We start from the raw sequence: 19629 nt of genomic DNA, 5'->3' as shown, positions 1-19629 counted from the left end.
GATGTTCATCCTGCGCTTCCTCTGGGCGGTCCTGACATCGCGCTGGCTGTGGACACTGATTGGCATCACGCTGCTTTCCTTTGTGATCTGGGTATTCGGGCCGATCGTCAGGGTCGGACCCTACGACCCTTTCGCCTCCGACAATGTGCGCATCGTCATCATCGCGCTGCTGGTCATCTTCTGGCTGATCTGGCTGATCGCTGCCCAGCGTCGGGCGATCCGTGCCAACCGTATGTTCGTCGCCGAAATCGCCGCGCCGGCGGTAGAGAAGCCACTCAGCCCCGGCGAAGAGAATGTCGCTGCCGTCGGAGCCAAGTTCGGCGAGGTCATGGCCGAGTTGAAGCGCCGCAAACTGGGTGGTCGCAAGTTCCTGCGCGAGATGCCCTGGTACGTGATCGTCGGACCGCCGGCCACCGGCAAGACCACGGCCTTGCGCCAGTCGGGGTTGAATTTTCCGATCGACCTGACCGACGACCTGCAGGGGGTCGGCGGCACGCGCAATTGCGACTGGTTCTTTTCGGAGAGTGCGGTTCTGATCGACACTGCAGGCCGCTATGTCCAACAGGAGAGCCAACCCGACGTCGACGCAGTGGAGTGGCTGGGCTTCCTCGACCTTTTGAAGAAGCACCGGGGCCGTCGGGCGCTCAACGGTGTGATCGTCGCGCTTTCGATCGATGTGCTTTCGGAGGGCGACGACGCCATCAAGGCGCATGGCCGCAAGATCCGCCGTCGGCTGGCCGAGCTCAACGATCGCCTCGAAATCCGCCTTCCGGTCTATCTGATGCTGACCAAAGCCGACCTGATCAAGGGGTTCGAGGCATTCTTCGGCGGTTTGTCGACGGCTGGGCGCGAGCAGGTCTGGGGGACTACGTTCGCACTCGACGCGCATGTCGATGCAAAGACCATCGAGCGGGAAATCGCGATGTTAGCAACCGAGCTCGAGCGGCGGCTGGTGCCCCGGCTGGAGGACGAAGACAAGCTTGCTGCCCGCGCCGAAATCTTCAGGTTTCCCGCCCAACTCGCCAGCCTGTCCGAGCCGATCCAGGTACTGATCGAGGCGATGTTCGGCGAAAGCCGGTATGAGGAGGCCGCTTGGCTGCGTGGCCTTTATCTGACGTCGGCGACCCAGGAAGGGGCGCCCATCGATCGGCTGACCGCAGCGCTGTCTGCCTCCTTCGGCCTTCCGCCGCGCCGGGCGTTGGCCGCGCCGCGTGTCGAAAAACGCAGCTTCTTCCTAAAGAACCTGCTTACAGAAGTCATCTTCAAGGAAGCCGGCCTAGGCACCTTCGATCCGCTGGCGCAACGCCGCCGCGCCTGGATCTGGCGTGGCGCGGCCGCCGCATGTGCCGCAGCCGCCCTGCTGGTCAGCGGCCTATTCACCTGGTCCTACTACGACAACCGCAACGCGATCACGGCCCAGGCAAGCCAGTTCGAGGCGCTGCAAACGCCACTGACCTCGGCCGCGGCAAACCCGGCATCCGTAGAACAGCCTGCCATCGATGTCGCCCTCGGTGCGATGGATGAGGTCGCAAATGCCCGCACCCCGCCGCCTGGCGCAGCACAGGATTTGCTGGGGCCATCAGCCTCGGCGGAACTGGTGCGGGCACAGACCGACACTTACGACCATGCTTTGCGTAACGTTCTCGAGCCGCACATGGTGGCGCTGCTCGAAGCGACGATGTGGCGGCAGATCCGCGATCCGGACTTCATGCTTGGCGCGCTGAAGACCTATCGCATGATGACCGGCCTTTCTCAGATGGATCCAGACTTCGCCCAGAGCTGGTGGGTCAACAGTCTGCCTGAATTCGCCGCGGCTGCCCCCTTTCCGACAGCTGACGCCGAAGAGCACCAGCTTGCCGCGATCCGTCGCATGGCGGTTGACGCCAGTTATATCGCCCCGGACCAGGCACTGGTTGCAGAGGCACTGAAAACCGTCTGCACGATTTCCTTGCCGGCGCGTGCCTACAAGCAGCTGCTGGCCGACCCGGCGGTGGCTGCGCTCAAGGAATGGATTCCTGCCAACTTCGCCGGCCCCAACGGCGCCAAGGTCTTTGCGCGGCGTTCCGACAAGACGCTTCGGGTCGGCATTTCGGGAGCATTCACCTATGCCGGCTTCCATGACGCCATTCTCGACCGGGTCGAGGATGTCGCCGCCCAGGCAGCACTCGACCGGGCGGTGTTCGCCGGCGGTTGCTCGGAAAATTCCGAAGCCTCGGTGTCGGCGCTGTCAGAGGATATTCTGAAGCTTTATTACGACGACTATATCGCGCAATGGGACAGCTTCCTGCGCGACATGAGGCTCGCGCCATTGACCGACCTCAACGTCGCCAGTGAGAACCTCAAGGATCTTTCAAGCGCCGACTCCGCGCTGAAGCGCCTGGTTACCGCGGTGGTCCAGGAGACCGAGCTTACGCGATCCGATGAAGCGCCGACAAACGACAAGGCCGCGGCGGCAGGTGGCTCGAAACTGCTCGGCAAGCTGGGCAAGCTTGGCAAGATCGTAAAAACCGGAGCAAAGCTTTTGCCGCGTGCGGGCTCCGCCGACGAAGTGGATCTTACCGGCAGTCTGGTGGCCGAGCATTTCAAACCGCTCAAGGGTGCCGTTGCCGAGGTCGAGGGCCAGCCGCCGGCGCTCGACGCCGCCATCGTCGCGCTCACCGCACTGTCCAACGTGCTGCAGACGGTGACGGCCAATCCCGATCCTCAGGACGCCATCAAGAAGCAGGGCGGCCTCGCCGAACTGACTGGAGCGGTTGCCAGACAGGCGCAGATCCTGCCCGACCCGATCGACGATTGGTTGGGCGGCATTGCCGGCGATACCAGCGGCCTGACGCAGAAGGCGGTCACCTCGGAGCTCAACGCCATCTGGCGCGCCGACATCCTGCCGTTCTGCCAGGCAGCACTCAACAACCGCTATCCTTTCAGCCCGGACAGCGCCGTCGACGTCAATATCCGCGACTTCGCCCGCCTGTTCGGACCGGCAGGACTGATCGACACCTTCATCAACGACCACCTGATCAGCTATGTCGACACGTCGGCGCAGCCATGGAAATGGCGCGCTGATTTCGGCCTCGACCCCCCGGCTCTGGCCGCGTTCGAGCAGGCAAGGCGGATCCGCGATGATCTCTTTCCGGGCGGTACAGGCCCGCTGATGAGCTTCACGCTCGAACCGAAGGATCTGTCGCCCAATGTCGCGCGCGTGACGCTCAATCTCGATGGCCAGAACCTCGTCTATTATAACAATGCAACAAGGCCGCAGCCGATGACGTGGCCCGGCAAGGACGGCACAGGCGTCATCTCGCTGGCCTTCCAGCCGATCGATGGCTCGCCCGAAATCTTGCTCAACGAGACCGGCAGCTGGGCGTGGCTGAGAATGTTGCGCAGCGGTCGCTTCACAGGCACCTCGCTGTCGGACGTCTACAGCCTGCGCCTTGGCACCCAAGGCATGTACGCCGATTTCCAGCTCAAGGCCGCCAGCGTCGAAAACCCGTACAACCTGCAAATGTTCAAGAAATTTTCATGTCCGCCGCAGATATGATCCTGCCCGGCTTTTACGGCAAGATGCCTGCCACCGGCGATTTCGTCACGCGGCGGCTGCCCGGGGATTTTGTGCGCGTCTGGGACCGCTGGCTGGCGCAGCACATCGTGCCGCTGATGGGCTCGGAAACCTGGCCGCGCGGCACGGCGCTACGGTTCCTAACGGGTCCGGGCTTTGTCGGCGCGTCGGCGGGCATTATCTTGCAGAGCGTCGATAGGGTTGGCAGGCAGTTTCCGTTGAGCGTCGTCGCGCAGCTTCCTGAGGCTTCCGTTCAACTGGCTCGCGCCGATGCGTGGTTTGCCGGGATTGAAGAGACTGCCTTTGCCGCCCAGCGGGGCGAGCTGACGCCTGACGAACTGGATACAGCGCTGGGCGCCCTGCCCGTGCCAACCGTCGAACCGGGTGAAGAGGTGATCGGCGATATGGTGATGTGGACTTCGCATTCGGACATTTTCGACATTGATCCGAGGTCACCGCAAGCGACGCTGGAGCAGATCTTTGCGGCAAGCTGGGAGACCAGCTGATGTTCGTCAGCCAGAACACCACGCCGTTTCTCGCCGAGACCTTTCCCTACCAGGACAAGCATTGCGTGAAACATTGTGTGGCTGTCATTCGTGCCACGTTCGATGTCGATGCCGACGGAAACTGCACGCCCAGTAAGGAGCAGTCGCCCTTCGTCTATGCCGACACCCACTATGGCGATCCGGAAGTCACCTCCATTCGCGTCGAGACCGACTTTGCCCCCGTCAAGCCGAAATGCGAGGTTCTGCTCGACGCGATGGCCGTCGCCCCGAAAGGGCGGCAGGCGGAAGCGATCGAGGTGCGATTGGTTGGCCCGGGACTGGACAAGCGCGCGGTGGTCAGCGGACAAAGGCGCTGGTTCCGAGGCGGGCTCGGCATCCAGGCTTCACGGCCCCACCCCTTCACGTCAATGCCGCTGGCGTGGCACCTCGCCTTCGGCGGCACAGACCGGACCGATCCCGATCCAGCGCAGCATCGAAGCGACGCCGTCAACCCGATCGGCAGCGGCTACCTTGCCGGCCAGGGCAACATCGACGGCACGCCGCTGCCCTGTGTCGAGCACCCGCAATCGCGGATGCGCATCTGGAACGACCGGCCGCGCCCTATCGGCTTCGGGCCGGTGCCGCGCTTTGCGAAAGAACGCGCGCGCTATGCCGGCACCTATGACAAGCACTGGATGGAGAACGTCCTGCCATTCCTGCCGCAGGATTTCGACGACCGCTACTTTCAGGCGGCGCCCGAGGACCAATGGCTGGACAAGCTTGGCGAAGGCATGGTCTTCGGCTGCCTGGGCATGAACGAGAGCGGCAAGTTCAAGGTGAAGCTGCCGGCGATGTCGGTACCGGTACGGTTCATGTTCAACGACAGGACCGAGCACAAGGTGGCGGCGCCGGACACGCTCAACATAATGCCGCATGCGGGGAGGATCGTTCTAGTCGGACGGGTGGGCGTAAAGTTGCCGCGAAAATTCGTGAAACTGCAGCAGGTGCAGGTGGGCAGAGAGCCGAAGCGGATCAACGCCAAGCCGCATTACGCCGGGTTGAAGGAAGCCGTGGCGGCGCTAGCCGCAACGCGCAGGAAAAGATGACCGCTATCTCCTGCATCAGCCTCGTCTGTCCGGTCGGCTACACCCCGGCAAGTGCCATTGCCGCGATGCGGGCGAAGATCGCCGTGTTCGAGGAGTTGCCGTACCGGGACAACGGCGGTCAGCCGCTTCGCGGCGCTGTGGTCGACGCAATTCTGCCCGAGACGCGCGGCCGCAGCCGCCTCCAGGCGCTGGCCCGGTTCGCTGTCGAACATATAGATGAAAAGGTTGCGGCCCTGCTCCCGTGGGGCGAGATGCCGTTCCTCCTGTGCATGCGCGATGCCGGCATGGCCGGCGCCCGCATAAATGGCATTCTGTCCGGGCTTGCTGTGCCCGGCGGAGCGCCGTTGGTGGGATCACGCACATTCCAGATCACCCATGGCCAAATTTCGGCTTTTGTCGCGATAGAACAGGCGCGCAAGCTGTTGGATGAACGCGACGCGGATGCCTGCCTCGTCATGGCGATCGACAGCCTGATCGACGCGCGCTCGCTCAGTTGGCTCGACGACCGGATGCGATTGAAGACGAGCGACGTGACGGATGGCCTCCTCCCCGGCGAGGCGGCCTGCATTCTGGTCGTCAGCAAACGTCCGATCGTCGAGGGGGCTTTGCGGCTGCGAGGGCTGGGCCTCGCTATCGAAACGGCAACCCCCAGCAACGAGGAACCATTCCGGGCGGATGGACTTGGCGCGGCAGTGAAAGCGGCGCTCGCCGAGGCCGGCGTGCAGATGCACGAAATCGCGTTCCGTCTCAGCGATGTCGCGGGCGAGTCCTACGCCTTCGAGGAACTTGTTCTGGCGCAGCTTCGCAACATGCGCCAGACGCGACCGGAGCAGCCCGTGTGGCATGCCGCCGACTGCATGGGCGATTGCGGAGCGGCGGCTGGACTGATCCAGTTTGCCTGGGCCGAGCAAGCATTCAAGCGCGGCTATGCGCCCGGCAACCTCGCGGCTTTGCATGGTAGTTCGATGGCATTCGGCGGCCGGGCTGCCGCCGTGGTTTCGGCCTGAGGGGAGCGAAGATGACAAAGAACGTCTTTGCCGGAATGTGGGAGATCGCCGCCGAGAACGGCATGAACAAGTCAATCGCGCGCTTCCCTGACGTGTGCATGTCGCCGCCCTCGCCGCCGGCCGGGCCGATCCCGATCCCCTATCCGGACACCTCATTCTCCAACAATCTCAAATCTGCTTCATCCACGGTGAAAATCGGCGGCAAAGGCGCAGCGCTGGCACAGAAGTCGTACTACAAGGAATCCGTGCTGGGTGATGAAGCAGCGACCCGCACATTCGGCGCAAACGTCGTGACGCACCAGATTACGGGCAAGACCTATTTCCAGGCCTGGTGCATGGACGTGATGTTCGAAGGCAAAAATGTCTGTCGGCATTTCGACATCACGACGAGCAACCATGCATCCTCGGCGACGACCACGGCGCCTCTTGCAACCATTGAGACAATGAGCCCCGCCGACCAGGATGCCCTGTTGGACAAGGGAATCTGCCCTTGCTGCAAGGGGCCGGTACATAATCCGGAGCAGAAGAAGGGTAACAACATTACTGCGGCAGAGTTCTACAAGCCGAATTTGGCTCAGAATAGAAAGGCGACCGGCAATCCGGTGGGAAAGGATATCGTTGAACGAGCCCAGGCCGCGATAGACTCCATGGAGAAAATTCGGGAAGAAGCAAAAAAGGATGACTGTGAGGCAGCTATTCCTGAAGACAATCCTAATGACGCGTGCGGCCGCCATTATATAATCAAGAGCGCAAAGAACTCGCGTGAAGAGTTTACCGCGCAAGATTCCCCGCTAACGCCCGAGGATCATTATAACACGACCGGTCAGTATGGCCCCGCCGGCCCCTCAATCCTTGCACAGGCAAAGAAGATTCATGCTGCAAAGGATGGCACCAACGTAGCGATAATCGGGCACAAAACCGCGCTCGGCGCAGGGGGGTGCCCCGTTGGCGCGGGGAATCACCAGGGAGTCAGCGCAAAGTGCTCAAAGTACGAATCGGCGCTCGCGAAGGCACAGAGCGCGCTTGTCGACTTCCATCGCAAAGTGCACTTCTGAACACAGTCCCGGAATACCGAGAGCGGTGATCTAATGGCGAATGCAGATCTTCCTTCATTTCTCTACGGGACGTTCGACTGGAGGTTTCGTGGTCTCAACTTTGCACAGACACCTCCGAGCGGATTGCTTGGTCCTGCGGCGCTGGGAGATCGAAATCCCTGGATCGTTCTGGCCACTGTGGTGGAACTGGCCAGGCAAGGTGACCATTCTCACGCCCAGATCCTGAGCCGTTATTATGATGACAAGGACACCCCCGCGCTCTCTCGCGTTTCACTCATGCTGACGGGCGACCTGGCTCCGCAGTCAGATCTGGTCCTGCTGCAGCAGGCCTTGCGAAGTGTTGATCCAGGGGTCCGGATGTACGCCGCGGAAGGCGCCGCGCTTGCCGGTCAGATTTGGCTGATTGGCGACATGTTGCGTGCCTGGGAGAATGCCGAGGAAGCGCGCGACCATGAGGTAATCGGCTTCAGCATATGCGACTTGCTCGAAAAACCGGGAGGTGAGTTGGAGAGCTATGCCGACATTTTTCCATTCAAGGACGTCGACCAGGTACTTGCCGAGATTCCAGGGCTCAAAAACGTGGAAGAGCAACTTCGCCTTTTGGCCGAGGGTACTCCGGAATTCGTCCACAGAACGGAAGAAGCCTACCGTAATACCAGGTCGAAGCTGGCCAACGACGACGTCTTCATTTTCGAAGCGAACGTCTGGACAATGGAGAGCTTTGTTCGGCAGCTTCAGGATCAGATATCACAAGAAGTCGCTCCCGCCTTCTACAATTACCGGCACCGCTTTGAAGCGTACACGGGAATTGACTGCACGTCCTTCTTCAGAGGGGGTTCCGCCGATCGACTCGCGATAATGGCCGCGCTTGAAACATTCACCGAATCCAACGCGGCAGCGAACTATCTGCCTGGACGCCGATACTTTGCCGGACATCTCATCCCGCCCTAGCAATCGGCCGGGCATTGGTCTTGGCCCAAGTCTCAACCTTGTCGGCCAGCAGCAGAGCGGGCTGATCATCGCCGAAGTGTTCCGCGAAATTTGGTCCGATCTGTGCCGCGTCGTTGGCGAAAAGCTTTGTTTCCTCCCGCGCCACGGGAAATAACTCCAGAAACGACGAGCCTGCTGCGACGGCCAGGGCCGGTTCCCTCATCCGCTCAATAAGCCAGGGCAGAACCGCGCGATCGCCCAGCATGCCGATGCCCCGCACCGCGATCGGGGCCGTCTGTGATGATTTCATTAGCCCGCCCAGCCAGGCGCGCACCTCCTTTTCGGGTCCCGCCTTGACAGCGGCGCGTAAGGCGCTCAGCGCATCGGAGCCGCCGGCCACCGCAGAGCTGCGCAGCTCGGCTCGCGCTAGATCGCCAGAGCCGAGTTCCGTCAACGCCCACCCCGCCCAAAGCCGCACGGCATCGTCTTCCGCCTGCATCGCAGCCTCCATCTCCTGCGCAAGATCCGTGCGTTTCAGCTTTCCAGCCAGTCGCAGGCTGAGTGCACGTGTGTCCGAATCCGGGTCGCGGACGAGACGCTCAAGCAACCGCTTCGGATCGACACCATGTGCGACGCAGGCGGCAACGCCGAGGTAGCGCAGAAGCGCATCATGCGCACCCAGCCAGTCCCGCACGAGTTTCCCGATCTTCTGTGGCTTGTGCCAGGAAAATGCACCGACCAGACCTCGGCGTTCCCCAGCTTGCCGCCCCGCCTCGATCGTGCTGTCGACCCGCTTTGCGTCCTCCTGCTCAATCGCCATCCAGCCGGCGACGAAGAACTCGCCCTTGTCCGGGAAGTCCGCAAGCTGGCGATCCACGAACGGCCATGCCGCGCTACCGGCGATACGAAGGCCGTCGAGGTTGATCTCGAGGCGCTGCCCAATCTCGGCGATCACGGCCTCGTCGGGCGGATCCTCCAGGGACCAGGTGTCGCGCTGCGCCCACAGAAACGCCGCCTGCTCCACATGCTGGCGCACCACCTCAACCGCTATGCGTTGCGGCGACGCGATAAGCTGAGCGCTCACCGACGCCATCAGGAGACGGCCATCAATTCAGGTTGATCGAGCCACCGCGAATGCGCTGCGCGCCGCTGGCGTGGCTGATGATATGACCGCCGCGGATTGTGATGCGGCCATCGCTCTCCATGATGATTGTCGCCTTGCCGCAACGCAGCTCGAGTCTGTCGTTGGCGGTGATCCGCACATGGTCGCCGTCGCGCATGACATGGTGAGTGGCCGCCGCGCGTACTGGGTCGACGATGCGTCCAACGATCAGCGGCTTGCGCGGATCGCCTCCCTGGAAGAGCAGGGCGACCTCCCTGCCGATCATATCCGATGAGAGTTCGCACAGGCTACGCGCCGGCAAGGCCGTTTCGTCCGGATTACCCGGAAACACCACCAAAGGTGCGTCCTCGCCGAAACCAAGGAAGACACCGATGACAACCCCCTCAATGCGCTCACTGACTTCAACCATCTTCGCCCTCAATTCTCGTGGATCTTCGAGCCCTTCATGGTGATGTCGCCCGATGCCTTGATGTTGATCTTGCCGGAAGCCTTGACAGAAATATCCTTGCCCTCGATCGCGATCGTGCCGTCCTTTTTCATCATGATCTTCGCCGATCCGGTCTGGATCAAAATCTCGTCACCTGCGTCAATCACCAGTTTCTTGCCGACCTTGATGGTACTGTCCTCGCCGATGCTGATCCCGCTACCCTTTGCGATACCCAGCGTATGGGCGCCCCCGACGCTTGTGGAGTCGTCCGCGGCAATGCTCGCGCTGCGTGCCGCACCGATGCTGAAAGTCTGGGCGCTGCCAACCGTGACGCTCTGATCGGCACCGACATTGACGGTCTGCCCGGCCGCGATGTTCCAGCTATCGGAAGCCCCGATGTCGTGGCTTTGCGCCGAACCTACGGTCACCGACCGTGTCGCCCCGATCGTATTCGTCTGGACCGCGCCGACGCTGCGCGTCTCCGAGGCACCCACTGTATCGACACGCGCCGCGCCAACGGTGATCGTCTGGACGATCGCGACCGTCTGGGTGTGATTTGCGCCGATCGTCTCCGTCGAATTGGACCCAATACCGATGGTCTCGTTCGAACCAACCGTCAGCGAGCGGTTGATACCAACCGTCTCGGTATCGTTCGAGCCGATATCCGTCGTCTGGTCGACGCCGACCTTGACCGTCTTGTTGTTGCCGACGTCCTCGTCGAGGTTGTGGCCGACGGAGTGCTTGGCGTCGTGGTCGATACGGTCGGACTGGTCGTGCTGCACCAGCTTGGTGCGGTCGTTCTTGATCAGAAGGTTGTGGTCCTTCTGCGCCTGGAAATTGACCAGTTCGGAGCCGGCCTTGTCTTCGAACATCAGCTCGTTGTAGCCGCCGCCGCCTTTCGACGAGTCGGATTTCCAGCCGGATTGCGTGGCGCTGCCCGGCAGTCCGTAGGGCGGCATCTGCGAGGCGTTGTAGACCCGGCCGGTGATGATCGGCAGATCCGGGTCGCCTTCGATGAAGTCGACGATCACCTCCTGGCCGATGCGCGGGATCTGGATGAAACCCCAGCCGCTGCCGGCCCAGGTCTGCGAGACCCGCACGAAGCAGGAGCTGTTCTGGTCCTTCTTGCCGAGACGGTCCCAGTGGAACTGCACCTTCACCCGTGCATATTTGTCGGTGAATATTTCCTCGCCGGACGGGCCGACCACCGTCGCCGTCTGCGGGCCGCGCATGATCGGCCGTGTCGTGACCCGCGGCGGGCGATAGGCCAAGGCGGTCGGCGCCACGCCGAGGATCACCTTGAAGTTTTCGCTTTCGACATCGGCAAGGGCTCTGTAGCCCGGATCGAACAGCCTGTATTCGGCGCTGACCACCAGATACTCCTGGTTCTGGTCTTCGCGCGGAAAACCGTCCAGCTTGAACGTGCAGCCGGAATACAGGCCGCGCACGGTGCCGACTGCAGCAATGCGCTGGTGCACCGCTTGGATTTCCTCGCGCCGGATCGCCGCCAGGCTATCACCGCGGCCGACTTCCAGGTGGGCGCCGGGCTGACGGTAATTCTCGCCTGCGGCCAGCTTGTGATTGAACGGCTGGGCGGATTTGACCATCAGGTCAGCGCCCGGCTTCTTGAAATCATAGTCGGTATGGACATAGGCGCCCGGCCGCACCGAACTCCCCGGAATCCATTCGGTAATGTATTCGACATCGCGCCGGGAGCCCTGCCCCTCAAAGTGGTACGGCACTTTTTCATAGCCCGGCGCCGGCTTGAGCTTGTTCATGGCATCGGCGAGCACAAGCGTGTGCTTGCCCTCACCATGCTCGAAGAAATACAAGATGCCCTCGTGCTCGAGCAGCCGCTGCACGAAGTCCAGATCGGTCTCATCATATTGCACGCAATATTCGCGCGGCGGATAGGAACCTTGCAGGCGTTTCTCGAATTTTGCCGTGCTGTATCTCGAGAAAACCTCTTCGACGATTTCGATGACGCTCATGTTTTGGAAAATACGGCAGTCGGTAGTATTGCCGAGAAACCAGAGCCATGGCCTGACGACTGCTTCGTAATAGGCCAGTCGATCCTCGATCCGGGTGAGGCGAAACTCCGACACGATGCCGCTGAACCAGCGCTGGGGGTCGGCTTCACCTTCGATCGAGACGGGGCCACCCAGCATCTCCAGCGGATCGATATCGTGGCTGGGGCTCACGAACCCGACCGTATAGGCCAGACAACGACTGATCTCATCGCGCCCGACGAGATGTGTAAAGGTCAACAGTTCAGCGCCAACTGGCGTTTGCACAACCGTGGCACGTTGTTCACTTGGCATGGGTCGTGCCCCTCCTCGGCCTGGCGGCCGGCCCAGTGGATTTGAATATCCTAATCAGGAACTCGAAATCACATGAAACCCTGATGGTTGCCAGTCCATTTCGAGCGTACCACATGTTTGTTGTGCAGGCCAAAGCGGACCACGAATACTGTGATGCGTATTTTGGGATTAGCCACGCTAAAAACATGGAGTATCGTGTCGGCAAGGCCGCCAGCGATCACACAGGCGATTTCGCATGTTAATCAGTCTGCAGATCAGCAATGTCGATGCCCTGCCCACCGGCGTGGCGCCTGGCTACCGATCGCGTAATCGCAGCTTCAAAATCGGCCGCGAACATTGCGACTGGATCTTGCCTGATCCCGACAAGTTCATCTCAGGCCGGCATTGCCAAATCCGATACGAGGCAGGCGCGTTTTGGCTGCACGACATTTCGCGCAATGGCACTTTCATCAATGGATCGAGCCAACGCATCACCGGTCCGCGCCGGCTAGACCACGGCGACAGGCTCCTGGTCGGCCGCTACGTCATCTTTGTATCGATTGACGACGAGCATGCAACGCCAAGTCATCCGGAGGCCGACCGAGGTTCGACGCAACGACACATGCCGGTCGCGGCCGATCGGCTGCTTGATTCCGGAGGCGAGCCTCTCTTCAGTTCGGCAGAGCGATGGCTCGGGCAAGCACCGCCATCGACATCGTCGCTGCCTAGGGCCGTCCCCTCGACGACAGACGAGGTGCTGCGGGAAATTGCAATCGGCGCAGGCATCTCGCCGGAATTGTTGCAATTGCGTGATCCGCATGAAGTCGCTGCCGAAATCGGCGCAGTGCTTCGCACGGTGGTCGAGCAACTGGCCATGCTGCTGAAGGCACGTGCGGCTGCAAAGACATTGGCCAAGAGCCCACACCGAACGATGATAAGCTCCGCTGAAAACAATCCCCTCAAATTTGTCCCGGGCACCGACGACATACTCGAAATCATGTTCGCACGGCGCAGGGCCGGCTATCTCGATGCCAGGCACAGCGTCGAGGACGCGTTCCGCGATCTCAAGGCGCACGAATTTGCCACCTATGCCGCCATGCAAGCAGCGCTCTCGCGACTGCTTGACGACCTTTCGCCGGAAGCGATCGGCAAAAAGCTCCCGCCGACATCGTTTACCTCGAAGAAGACCCAAGCATGGGACGCTTTTGTCGGGACGTGGAGGAGCATGGAGGAAGCACACGAAAACGGCATGCTGGATATATTCTTGGCCTATTTCAGCGAAGCGTATGCAAAAGCTGACAAGCAAAAATAGACGGCAAAACAAACTGCGGCGCTTTAGCTGACGAAGAAAAGCGCGTCGGCGCACCGCATCATGTTCCAATCGACAACATCTGAGACTACGATCGCATACGACAGTTCGCCAAGCGGGTAAGCCTGATTGACCTGGGGGTCTGCGGCAGATGTCATATTGCGGCGCCATAGTTTCTTGTAGCTCCGGACCGCCTTGCCGGAAGGACCATTGCCTGTCCTATCCTGCCAGGAAAGATCTGGCGCCTCTCGCACGCGAGCGCGGACACTGCATGGCAGCGGCATATCGGCGATGAGCTCGAAGGACGATCCTTTCGGCCCGGTGGGCAAGACCGTCATCCGCCCACGGCTCGGGCAGAATGCGAAACCAGCCGCAAACGAACTGATCGCGAAGACCGTCGCGCCCTCGGATGTCAAGGAACCGACAGTTTTCGATCCTGACATAGGTCGGCATATGCCGCCGGACTGGACATCCGGAACCATTCTTTATCAGGGAGCATCGTCCGGTACAGCCGCCGGAGCCGAGGCAGCCGGGTCAAGGCCGACCATTCAGCAGGAGGTGCTGCTCGGCGCCGCAGACACGGTAAAATATTCGACGGCAAATCCGATCCTCGCTGCGTCAGCACCGTTGCTCGTCCTGTTCGGGCATCTCAGGCTCGTGCCGGTCGAAAGACAGGCGGCGCCATTGGCCGAACATATCGCCGATGCGATCGAGAGGTTCGACTGGACGCTGGAGAAGTCAGGGGTTCCCGAAGAGGATGCGCGGATCGCGAAGTTTGCCCTTTGCGAAACGGCCGACGATCTTGTGGGCAACCTGCCTTGGCCCGGCGAGGATACCTGGGCACAGCACAGTATGCTGTCGCGGTTCTTTCACATCGAGCCCACCGGCGCCAGCTTTTACGAAGCACTGAACAAGGTGCTGGCCAATCCTGAGCCACACTTAGACCTGCTCGAGCTGATGCATGTCTGCCTATCCCTGGGATTTGAGGGCCAGTATCGTGGCCTGGCGCGCGACGATACCAGTCTCGAACGTGTGCGGCGCGACGTCTACGAGACGCTTCGCTACTTCAGGGCCCGCGCCGGAGAGGACATCTCCCCCCGCTGGCAAGGCATGGCCGCTATGATGGTGCCGTCTTCGACCCGCCTGCCGCTCTGGGGTGTTGCTGCAGCGGCGTCAGCCCTGGTGACGGCCGCGTTCTTCACGTTGCGGGCGTTCATGACCGATGAAGGCGATGCTGCAGCCAGACAATTGCTGGCGCTCAATCCCTCGACGCCTGTGACGATCGAGCGCGCCAGTGTGGTACCCCCACTTGCCAAACCGGTGACAGCCGCCTCGCCTGCTGCAACCGAGCAGATCGACCGCATCCGCTCAGCACTGTCCACGCAAGTCGAGCGCGGCGGGATGACCATCGGCACAAAAGGCGACTTCATCGTAGTGGAGATCAACAATCAATTGTTGTTTCAGCCAGGCAAGACCGAAGTGAAGCCCGAGTTTTTGCCACTGGCCGCACAGATTGCCGCAGCCCTTGAGCACGAGCCAGGTCCAATCAGGATCGTTGGCCACACGGACAATGTGAAGCCACGGAAATCAAGCACGTTGAAATCCAACTTTGATCTTTCGGTCGCCCGCGCGAAGGCTGTTGAAACAATGATCGCCGAGAAACTTGGCGATCCCTCGCGAATAACCGCCGACGGCAAGGGCGAAGATGAGCCAATTGCCGACAATGCGACGTCCGAGGGCCGCGCCAAGAACCGCCGTGTCGACGTGATGATCCCCAAGGAGGAAACGCTGTGAACACCGCCGGTCGGAAACGCCCATGATGCGTTGGCTGCCGCGGATATTCAGCACGGCCGCGTTGGCCGGTTTCGCGGCGGCGATCTGGTTTGCTGGACCTTTGATCCGCTTCGCCGATATCCGGCCGCTGGGACCTGTCTGGTTGCGCGCGACAATCATCGGCACGATCGTGGCGACCGCGGCCCTCGTTTACGCAGTGCGCGTCTGGCAGATGAGAAAGGCACAAAAAGCGCTCGAGACGGTCGTTGCCCGCAACGACGGGGGCAATGACGATTCACCGGTGCTCGAGGCGCGCATGAGTGAGGCCATCGCAACACTCAAGCGATCGAGCGGCAAGCGCAGTTTCCTCTATGACATTCCCTGGTACATCGTCATTGGCCCGCCGGGCGCCGGCAAGACGACGGCACTGGTCAATTCGGGTCTGAATTTTCCGCTTGCCGGTTCAGGAGACGCTCAGCCGGTGGCCGGTGTTGGCGGCACCCGCTCCTGCGACTGGTGGTTTACCGAAGAGGCCGTGCTGATCGACACGGCGGGACGCTACACCACGCAGGATTCCAATGCTGGAAGCGACAGCAAGAGCTGGCTTGCGTTTTTGTCACTGCTCAAGAAATACCGCACCAGACAACCGATCAACGGGGTTATCCTGGCCATCAGCCTTGCCGATCTCATCAGCCTCGATGACCAGCAGCTGGACGGCCATGTCGTTGAAATACGCAGTCGCCTGAGGGAGATTCACGAGACGCTGAAAATCCAGTTTCCGGTGTACCTGCTTTTCACCAAGGCCGATCTTGTTTCCGGCTTCATGGAGTATTTCGGCAGTTTCGAGGAGCCCCGCAGGCGCAAGGTCTGGGGCGCAACATTCCAGACCACCGACCGCAACAAGAACATGGCCCGTGAGGCTCCGGCCGAATTCGATGCACTGGCGAACCGATTGGCGGACGAGATAGCTGACCGCCTGCAGGAAGAGCCTGATCCGGTCTCGCGCATATCGATCTTTGGCTTTCCGGCCCAGTTTTACGCGCTCAAGGGCCGAATTGCCGGTTTCGTGACCAGCCTGTTCGATCCGGTCCGCAGCCAGGTGAATGTCAGCTTGCGTGGGCTCTACTTCTCGTCGGGGACCCAAGAGGGAACGCCGATCGATCAGGTGTTGGGCGCAATCGGCCGCAGTTTCGGCAACAATTCCCGCCCCCATCTGTCCGGGACCGGCAAGAGCTTCTTTTTGCACGACCTCCTGACTGATGTCATTTTCGCCGAATCCGGATGGGTTTCCTATGACCGAGCGACCGAGAGGCGGGCAGCGGCCCTCAGATATGGCGGCTTTGGCATCATAGCCTTGATCACAGCCATAGCCCTTGGCGCGCTCGGGATGAGCTTCATGGCCAACCGCTCGCTGATCGCCTCCACGACGCAGGCGATGAGCCAATATCACGAGACAGCGGACGCCCTGCTCAAAAGCACGACGGTCACCGATGTCGACCTTGAAAACGTCATCGGGCCGCTCGACGAATTGCGCAACATGCCGGCCGGTTTCGAAACCAGTGACTTACCGACACCGATCGCGGAAACGGTCGGCCTTAGCCAGCGGGAAAGGCTTCTTTCGGCATCGACAACGGCCTACCGGCAAGCACTGGAACGAATGTTGCGGTCGCGTCTGCTTATTCAGGCGCAGCGGACAGTCCAGGCGACGATGGCTGATCCCGCCGCGCTTTACGAACCGCTCAAGATTTACCTGATGCTCGGCGGCAAGGCACCTAAGGTCGATGACCCATTGATCATCTCCTGGATGAAGCAGGATTGGGAACAGCACCGGTATCCGGGCGAGAGCAACCGCGAAGGACGCGCGCAGCTCGAAAAGCACTTACGCGCCATGCTTGCGTTGGACGATGCCTATGATCCAGTTTTCGAACTCAACCAGCCGCTTGTCGAAGCCGCTCAGCGTTCGCTCGGACGTATGAGCCTTGCGGATCGCGCGTCAGCATTGATCAAGTCGGCGGTGTATGCGGCTGCGCTGGACGATTTTGCTGTCTCTCAAAAAGCTGGAACCGAAGCGCAGCTTGTGTTCGAGCGCGTCGATGGCGGCGATCTGTCGAAGCTTCGTATTCCCGGTCTCTACACCCATGCCGGATTCAACAACTTCTATCTCGGACAGCTTTCGCGCATTGCGCAGACACTCGACGACGACCAGTGGGTTCTGGGCGGTGGCGGCGAGCAAGGCGGCATCGATCAGGGGTTGCTCAAACTCGGCCCCGAACTTCTCGACCGCTACGGCAAGGAGTTTGCAGCCGCATGGAACAGCGTTCTCGATGGCTTGAAATTCAAAGCCATGCTGAACGACAAGCCGCACTATGTCGCGCTTTCCGCCGTTGCCTCACCAAGCTCGCCGATCGAACAGCTTTTTACTGCGATTGCCGAGGAAACAGCCCTGGCGCGCGACTCTGTCTCCGGCGAAGACTCGGGCATTGGCATGCAAGCTGGGACCGTTATGCGCCAGTCCCAGGACGCCGCAGATATGGCCAAGGGCCTGGCTCGCATCGGCATTCAAATTAGCTCCGCAAAATCGCAAAGCCGTGCTGGTACCGGGTCCGCGAAATTTCAAACCCAGAGCCCTGGGGCAAACATCGAAGCGCAGTTCAGGTCCTTCCAGGCTCTGGTAAGCGGGCCTTTTGGACACCGACCGATCGATGCGCTGACCCAGAATTTTCGCGATATCCACCAGAGCCTGCAACTGGCAACCGAGGTCCCTTCGCAGAGGGAAAATGTCAACGCCAACCTGCAGCTGCAGATAGCCACCCTTCGCGCCAATGCATCGCGCCTGCCCAAGCAACTCGGCAGAATAGTCAACGCAACCGCAGACGAATTTGAGGGCAACGCGGCTGAAATTTCGTTGACGAATTTGAACGAGATGCTCGACCAGGCCGTCACGCAGCCCTGCGAGGAGGCGGTCAACGGCCGCTACCCCTTCGCCGGCGATGGTGCCAAGGATATTGCGATGGCGGACTTCGCCAAGTTGTTCTCTCCGGGCGGGCTGATGGATCGGTTCTTCGCACAAAACCTTGCTTCCTTGATCGACATGAGCGGCCAGGACTGGAGCTGGAAACAGAATGCGCGCTTTGGACGCGACCTGTCGAAGTCGACGCTGAAAAACTTTCAGCTGGCTGCGGAAATCCGCGGCGCATTTTTCCCTTCGGGCGGGTCAATGCCGTCGGTCAACCTGACCTTTACCCCGTTCTCGCTGAACGGTGATGCAGATACTGCGGTGCTCGACGTCGACGGCCAGATCGTCCAGAGCAACCAGGCGGGTAACACGCCAAGCACTGTGTCCTGGCCGACCGGTGCGGCCTCGACATCCGCCAGTCTGAGGCTGATGCCGGAAATGCCGGGCCGTGAATCCGCAATCAGGTTCGAAGGGCCGTGGTCGCTCAAGCGGTTGCTGGACAAGGCGACGATCACCAGCAAGGACGGCTCTGTTGAGGCGCGCTTCGTAATCGGCGGACGCGACGTCAGCTATACGATCCAGACCGGTTCCGGACCCAGCCCCTTCCTCCTTCCCGCACTTTCTGCATTCAGCTGCCCGAAGGCGTTTTGAGAGGATTTGAGCCTCACCTGGTGCAACTAGGGCGCCAAAGCTGCTGCGATCCCGCGTCACGGGCTCAAAGCTAAATTTCGATACTTTAATATTCCAGGCTGTGGCAAAGTGGCAGCAGCGAGCGCCTGAAGGTGCGCCGCAGAGGACGCTTTGAGAAGCGCTTGGTGGCAAGGTGAGCGATGTCGCCCTTTCCTTTGAAAGCTTCGGCGTGAGCCACAATGGCTGTGTCCGTGAGCACAATGAAGACAACTATCTAGTCGAGCCACGAACCGGCCTGTGGGTGGTGGCCGACGGAATGGGTGGACATGAAGCCGGAGAGGTCGCTTCAGCCAGCATTGTCGATCATCTGGCCACGATCGGCATTGCCAGTTCCGCCCCGGATCTTCGTGCGCGCTTCGAAGACAGGCTGAGCCGCGCCAACGCCGAGATCCGCAGGATCTCCGAATCTCGCGGCATAACCATCGGCTCCACCGTTGCCGCCCTGTTGGCGATGGATGGGCGATTTGCCTGCCTGTGGGCGGGCGACAGCCGGGTTTATCTGGTCCGTAATGCCTCGATCTCGCAGATCTCGAGGGACCACACCGAAGTTCAGGAACTTCTCGACCGCGGTATGATCAGCGCAGCAGAGGCGCTCACCTGGCCGCGCCGCAATGTCATCACGCATGCCGTCGGCGTCAGCGACGAAATCGTCATCGATTTCCAGCAAGGCGAAATTATGCCGGGAGACATCTTCGTGTTGTGCACCGATGGGCTGACGGCGCATTTGACCGACGCCGAGATCGGGGCCGTGGTGGTGTCTGCGACGCCTCAGGCGGCTTGCGAAAATCTGCTGCAAATGGTGCTGGCGCGGGGCGGAACAGACAATGTCACCATTGTGCTGGTGAAGTTCGCAAACGGGCACAACGGACACCCCCCCTACCCTGATCTGTCCAGAGCGGAGGGTTGAGGCTG

Annotated in this window: 13 protein-coding genes and 1 pseudogene; 11 read left to right on the top strand and 3 right to left on the bottom strand. The window is 61.0% G+C overall.

Annotated features, from left to right (window positions below):
* The first annotated feature begins 1 nt into the window (after position 1).
* The 6 genes from tssM (NKJ32_RS25270) to NKJ32_RS25245 are packed head-to-tail and all read left to right on the top strand — an operon-like array spanning position 2 to position 8160.
* The gene (tssM, locus tag NKJ32_RS25270; RefSeq protein ID WP_352786538.1) at positions 2–3538 is read left to right on the top strand and encodes a type VI secretion system membrane subunit TssM; all 3537 of its coding nucleotides are present in this window, start codon (positions 2–4) and stop codon (positions 3536–3538) included.
* Positions 3535–4062 (top strand): type VI secretion system-associated protein TagF, encoded by a 528-nt coding sequence (gene tagF, locus NKJ32_RS25265; RefSeq protein ID WP_352825099.1) that lies wholly within the window; start codon positions 3535–3537, stop codon positions 4060–4062. Before tssM (NKJ32_RS25270) ends, tagF begins: the two co-directional genes overlap by 4 nt.
* Positions 4062–5147: a DUF2169 family type VI secretion system accessory protein gene (locus tag NKJ32_RS25260; RefSeq protein WP_352637736.1), complete on the top strand. Its 1086-nt coding sequence runs from the start codon at positions 4062–4064 to the stop codon at positions 5145–5147. Before tagF ends, NKJ32_RS25260 begins: the two co-directional genes overlap by 1 nt.
* Positions 5144–6154 carry a hypothetical protein gene (locus tag NKJ32_RS25255; protein WP_352786540.1) on the top strand — a complete coding sequence of 337 codons (1011 nt, stop codon included), beginning with the start codon at positions 5144–5146 and terminating at the stop codon, positions 6152–6154. Before NKJ32_RS25260 ends, NKJ32_RS25255 begins: the two co-directional genes overlap by 4 nt.
* A gap of 11 nt (positions 6155–6165) precedes the next feature.
* Complete coding sequence (locus NKJ32_RS25250; protein ID WP_352786541.1) at positions 6166–7209, top strand: PAAR-like domain-containing protein; 1044 nt, start codon at positions 6166–6168, stop codon at positions 7207–7209.
* A 33-nt stretch (positions 7210–7242) separates the two neighbouring features.
* On the top strand, positions 7243–8160 hold the full coding sequence (locus NKJ32_RS25245) for a hypothetical protein (RefSeq protein ID WP_352786542.1): 918 nt from the start codon (positions 7243–7245) through the stop codon (positions 8158–8160).
* Here NKJ32_RS25245 and NKJ32_RS25240 read toward each other — a convergent pair.
* Genes NKJ32_RS25240 through NKJ32_RS25230 form a run of 3 tightly spaced genes read right to left on the bottom strand, consistent with a single transcriptional unit; the run spans position 8147 to position 12010 of the window.
* Positions 8147–9232 (bottom strand): HEAT repeat domain-containing protein, encoded by a 1086-nt coding sequence (locus tag NKJ32_RS25240; RefSeq protein ID WP_352786543.1) that lies wholly within the window; start codon positions 9230–9232, stop codon positions 8147–8149. The genes NKJ32_RS25245 and NKJ32_RS25240 overlap by 14 nt on opposite strands.
* Before the next feature lie 13 nt (positions 9233–9245).
* A complete protein-coding gene (locus NKJ32_RS25235) occupies positions 9246–9671 on the bottom strand; it encodes a DUF6484 domain-containing protein (RefSeq protein ID WP_352786544.1) in 426 nt (141 codons plus the stop codon).
* 8 nt (positions 9672–9679) lie between these two features.
* Positions 9680–12010: a type VI secretion system Vgr family protein gene (locus NKJ32_RS25230; protein WP_352786545.1), complete on the bottom strand. Its 2331-nt coding sequence runs from the start codon at positions 12008–12010 to the stop codon at positions 9680–9682.
* A gap of 235 nt (positions 12011–12245) precedes the next feature.
* Here NKJ32_RS25230 and NKJ32_RS25225 point away from each other — a divergent pair.
* From NKJ32_RS25225 to NKJ32_RS25205, 5 genes and pseudogenes are all read left to right on the top strand, one after another.
* A pseudogene (locus NKJ32_RS25225) lies at positions 12246–12467 on the top strand (FHA domain-containing protein); the annotation flags it as partial.
* Between the two features lie 144 nt (positions 12468–12611).
* The gene (tagH, locus tag NKJ32_RS25220; RefSeq protein ID WP_352637790.1) at positions 12612–13301 is read left to right on the top strand and encodes a type VI secretion system-associated FHA domain protein TagH; all 690 of its coding nucleotides are present in this window, start codon (positions 12612–12614) and stop codon (positions 13299–13301) included.
* A gap of 288 nt (positions 13302–13589) precedes the next feature.
* Positions 13590–15092 carry a type VI secretion system protein TssL, long form gene (gene tssL, locus NKJ32_RS25215; RefSeq protein WP_352825097.1) on the top strand — a complete coding sequence of 501 codons (1503 nt, stop codon included), beginning with the start codon at positions 13590–13592 and terminating at the stop codon, positions 15090–15092.
* A gap of 22 nt (positions 15093–15114) precedes the next feature.
* Positions 15115–18678, top strand: a complete 3564-nt coding sequence (gene tssM, locus NKJ32_RS25210) for a type VI secretion system membrane subunit TssM (RefSeq protein ID WP_352829184.1) — start codon at positions 15115–15117, stop codon at positions 18676–18678.
* Between the two features lie 172 nt (positions 18679–18850).
* The gene (locus NKJ32_RS25205; protein WP_352452799.1) at positions 18851–19624 is read left to right on the top strand and encodes a PP2C family protein-serine/threonine phosphatase; all 774 of its coding nucleotides are present in this window, start codon (positions 18851–18853) and stop codon (positions 19622–19624) included.
* Positions 19625–19629: the final 5 nt, after the last annotated feature.

This window comes from Mesorhizobium sp. M0159, from assembly GCF_040322295.1.
GTDB lineage: Bacteria > Pseudomonadota > Alphaproteobacteria > Rhizobiales > Rhizobiaceae > Mesorhizobium.
The sequence above is the reverse complement of the archived record's forward strand: the minus strand, read 5'-3'. Positions and strand labels throughout refer to the sequence as shown.

What these genes read in the sequence shown, in the direction of transcription:
- tssM (WP_352786538.1), top strand. Translation starts at nt 2, where the DNA reads ATGTTCATCCTGCGCTTCCTCTGGGCGGTCCTGACATCGCGCTGGCTG.
- tagF (WP_352825099.1), top strand. Translation starts at nt 3,535, where the DNA reads ATGATCCTGCCCGGCTTTTACGGCAAGATGCCTGCCACCGGCGATTTC.
- NKJ32_RS25260 (WP_352637736.1), top strand. Translation starts at nt 4,062, where the DNA reads ATGTTCGTCAGCCAGAACACCACGCCGTTTCTCGCCGAGACCTTTCCC.
- NKJ32_RS25255 (WP_352786540.1), top strand. Translation starts at nt 5,144, where the DNA reads ATGACCGCTATCTCCTGCATCAGCCTCGTCTGTCCGGTCGGCTACACC.
- NKJ32_RS25250 (WP_352786541.1), top strand. Translation starts at nt 6,166, where the DNA reads ATGACAAAGAACGTCTTTGCCGGAATGTGGGAGATCGCCGCCGAGAAC.
- NKJ32_RS25245 (WP_352786542.1), top strand. Translation starts at nt 7,243, where the DNA reads ATGGCGAATGCAGATCTTCCTTCATTTCTCTACGGGACGTTCGACTGG.
- NKJ32_RS25240 (WP_352786543.1), bottom strand. Translation starts at nt 9,232, where the DNA reads ATGGCGTCGGTGAGCGCTCAGCTTATCGCGTCGCCGCAACGCATAGCG.
- NKJ32_RS25235 (WP_352786544.1), bottom strand. Translation starts at nt 9,671, where the DNA reads ATGGTTGAAGTCAGTGAGCGCATTGAGGGGGTTGTCATCGGTGTCTTC.
- NKJ32_RS25230 (WP_352786545.1), bottom strand. Translation starts at nt 12,010, where the DNA reads ATGCCAAGTGAACAACGTGCCACGGTTGTGCAAACGCCAGTTGGCGCT.
- tagH (WP_352637790.1), top strand. Translation starts at nt 12,612, where the DNA reads ATGCCGGTCGCGGCCGATCGGCTGCTTGATTCCGGAGGCGAGCCTCTC.
- tssL (WP_352825097.1), top strand. Translation starts at nt 13,590, where the DNA reads ATGAGCTCGAAGGACGATCCTTTCGGCCCGGTGGGCAAGACCGTCATC.
- tssM (WP_352829184.1), top strand. Translation starts at nt 15,115, where the DNA reads ATGATGCGTTGGCTGCCGCGGATATTCAGCACGGCCGCGTTGGCCGGT.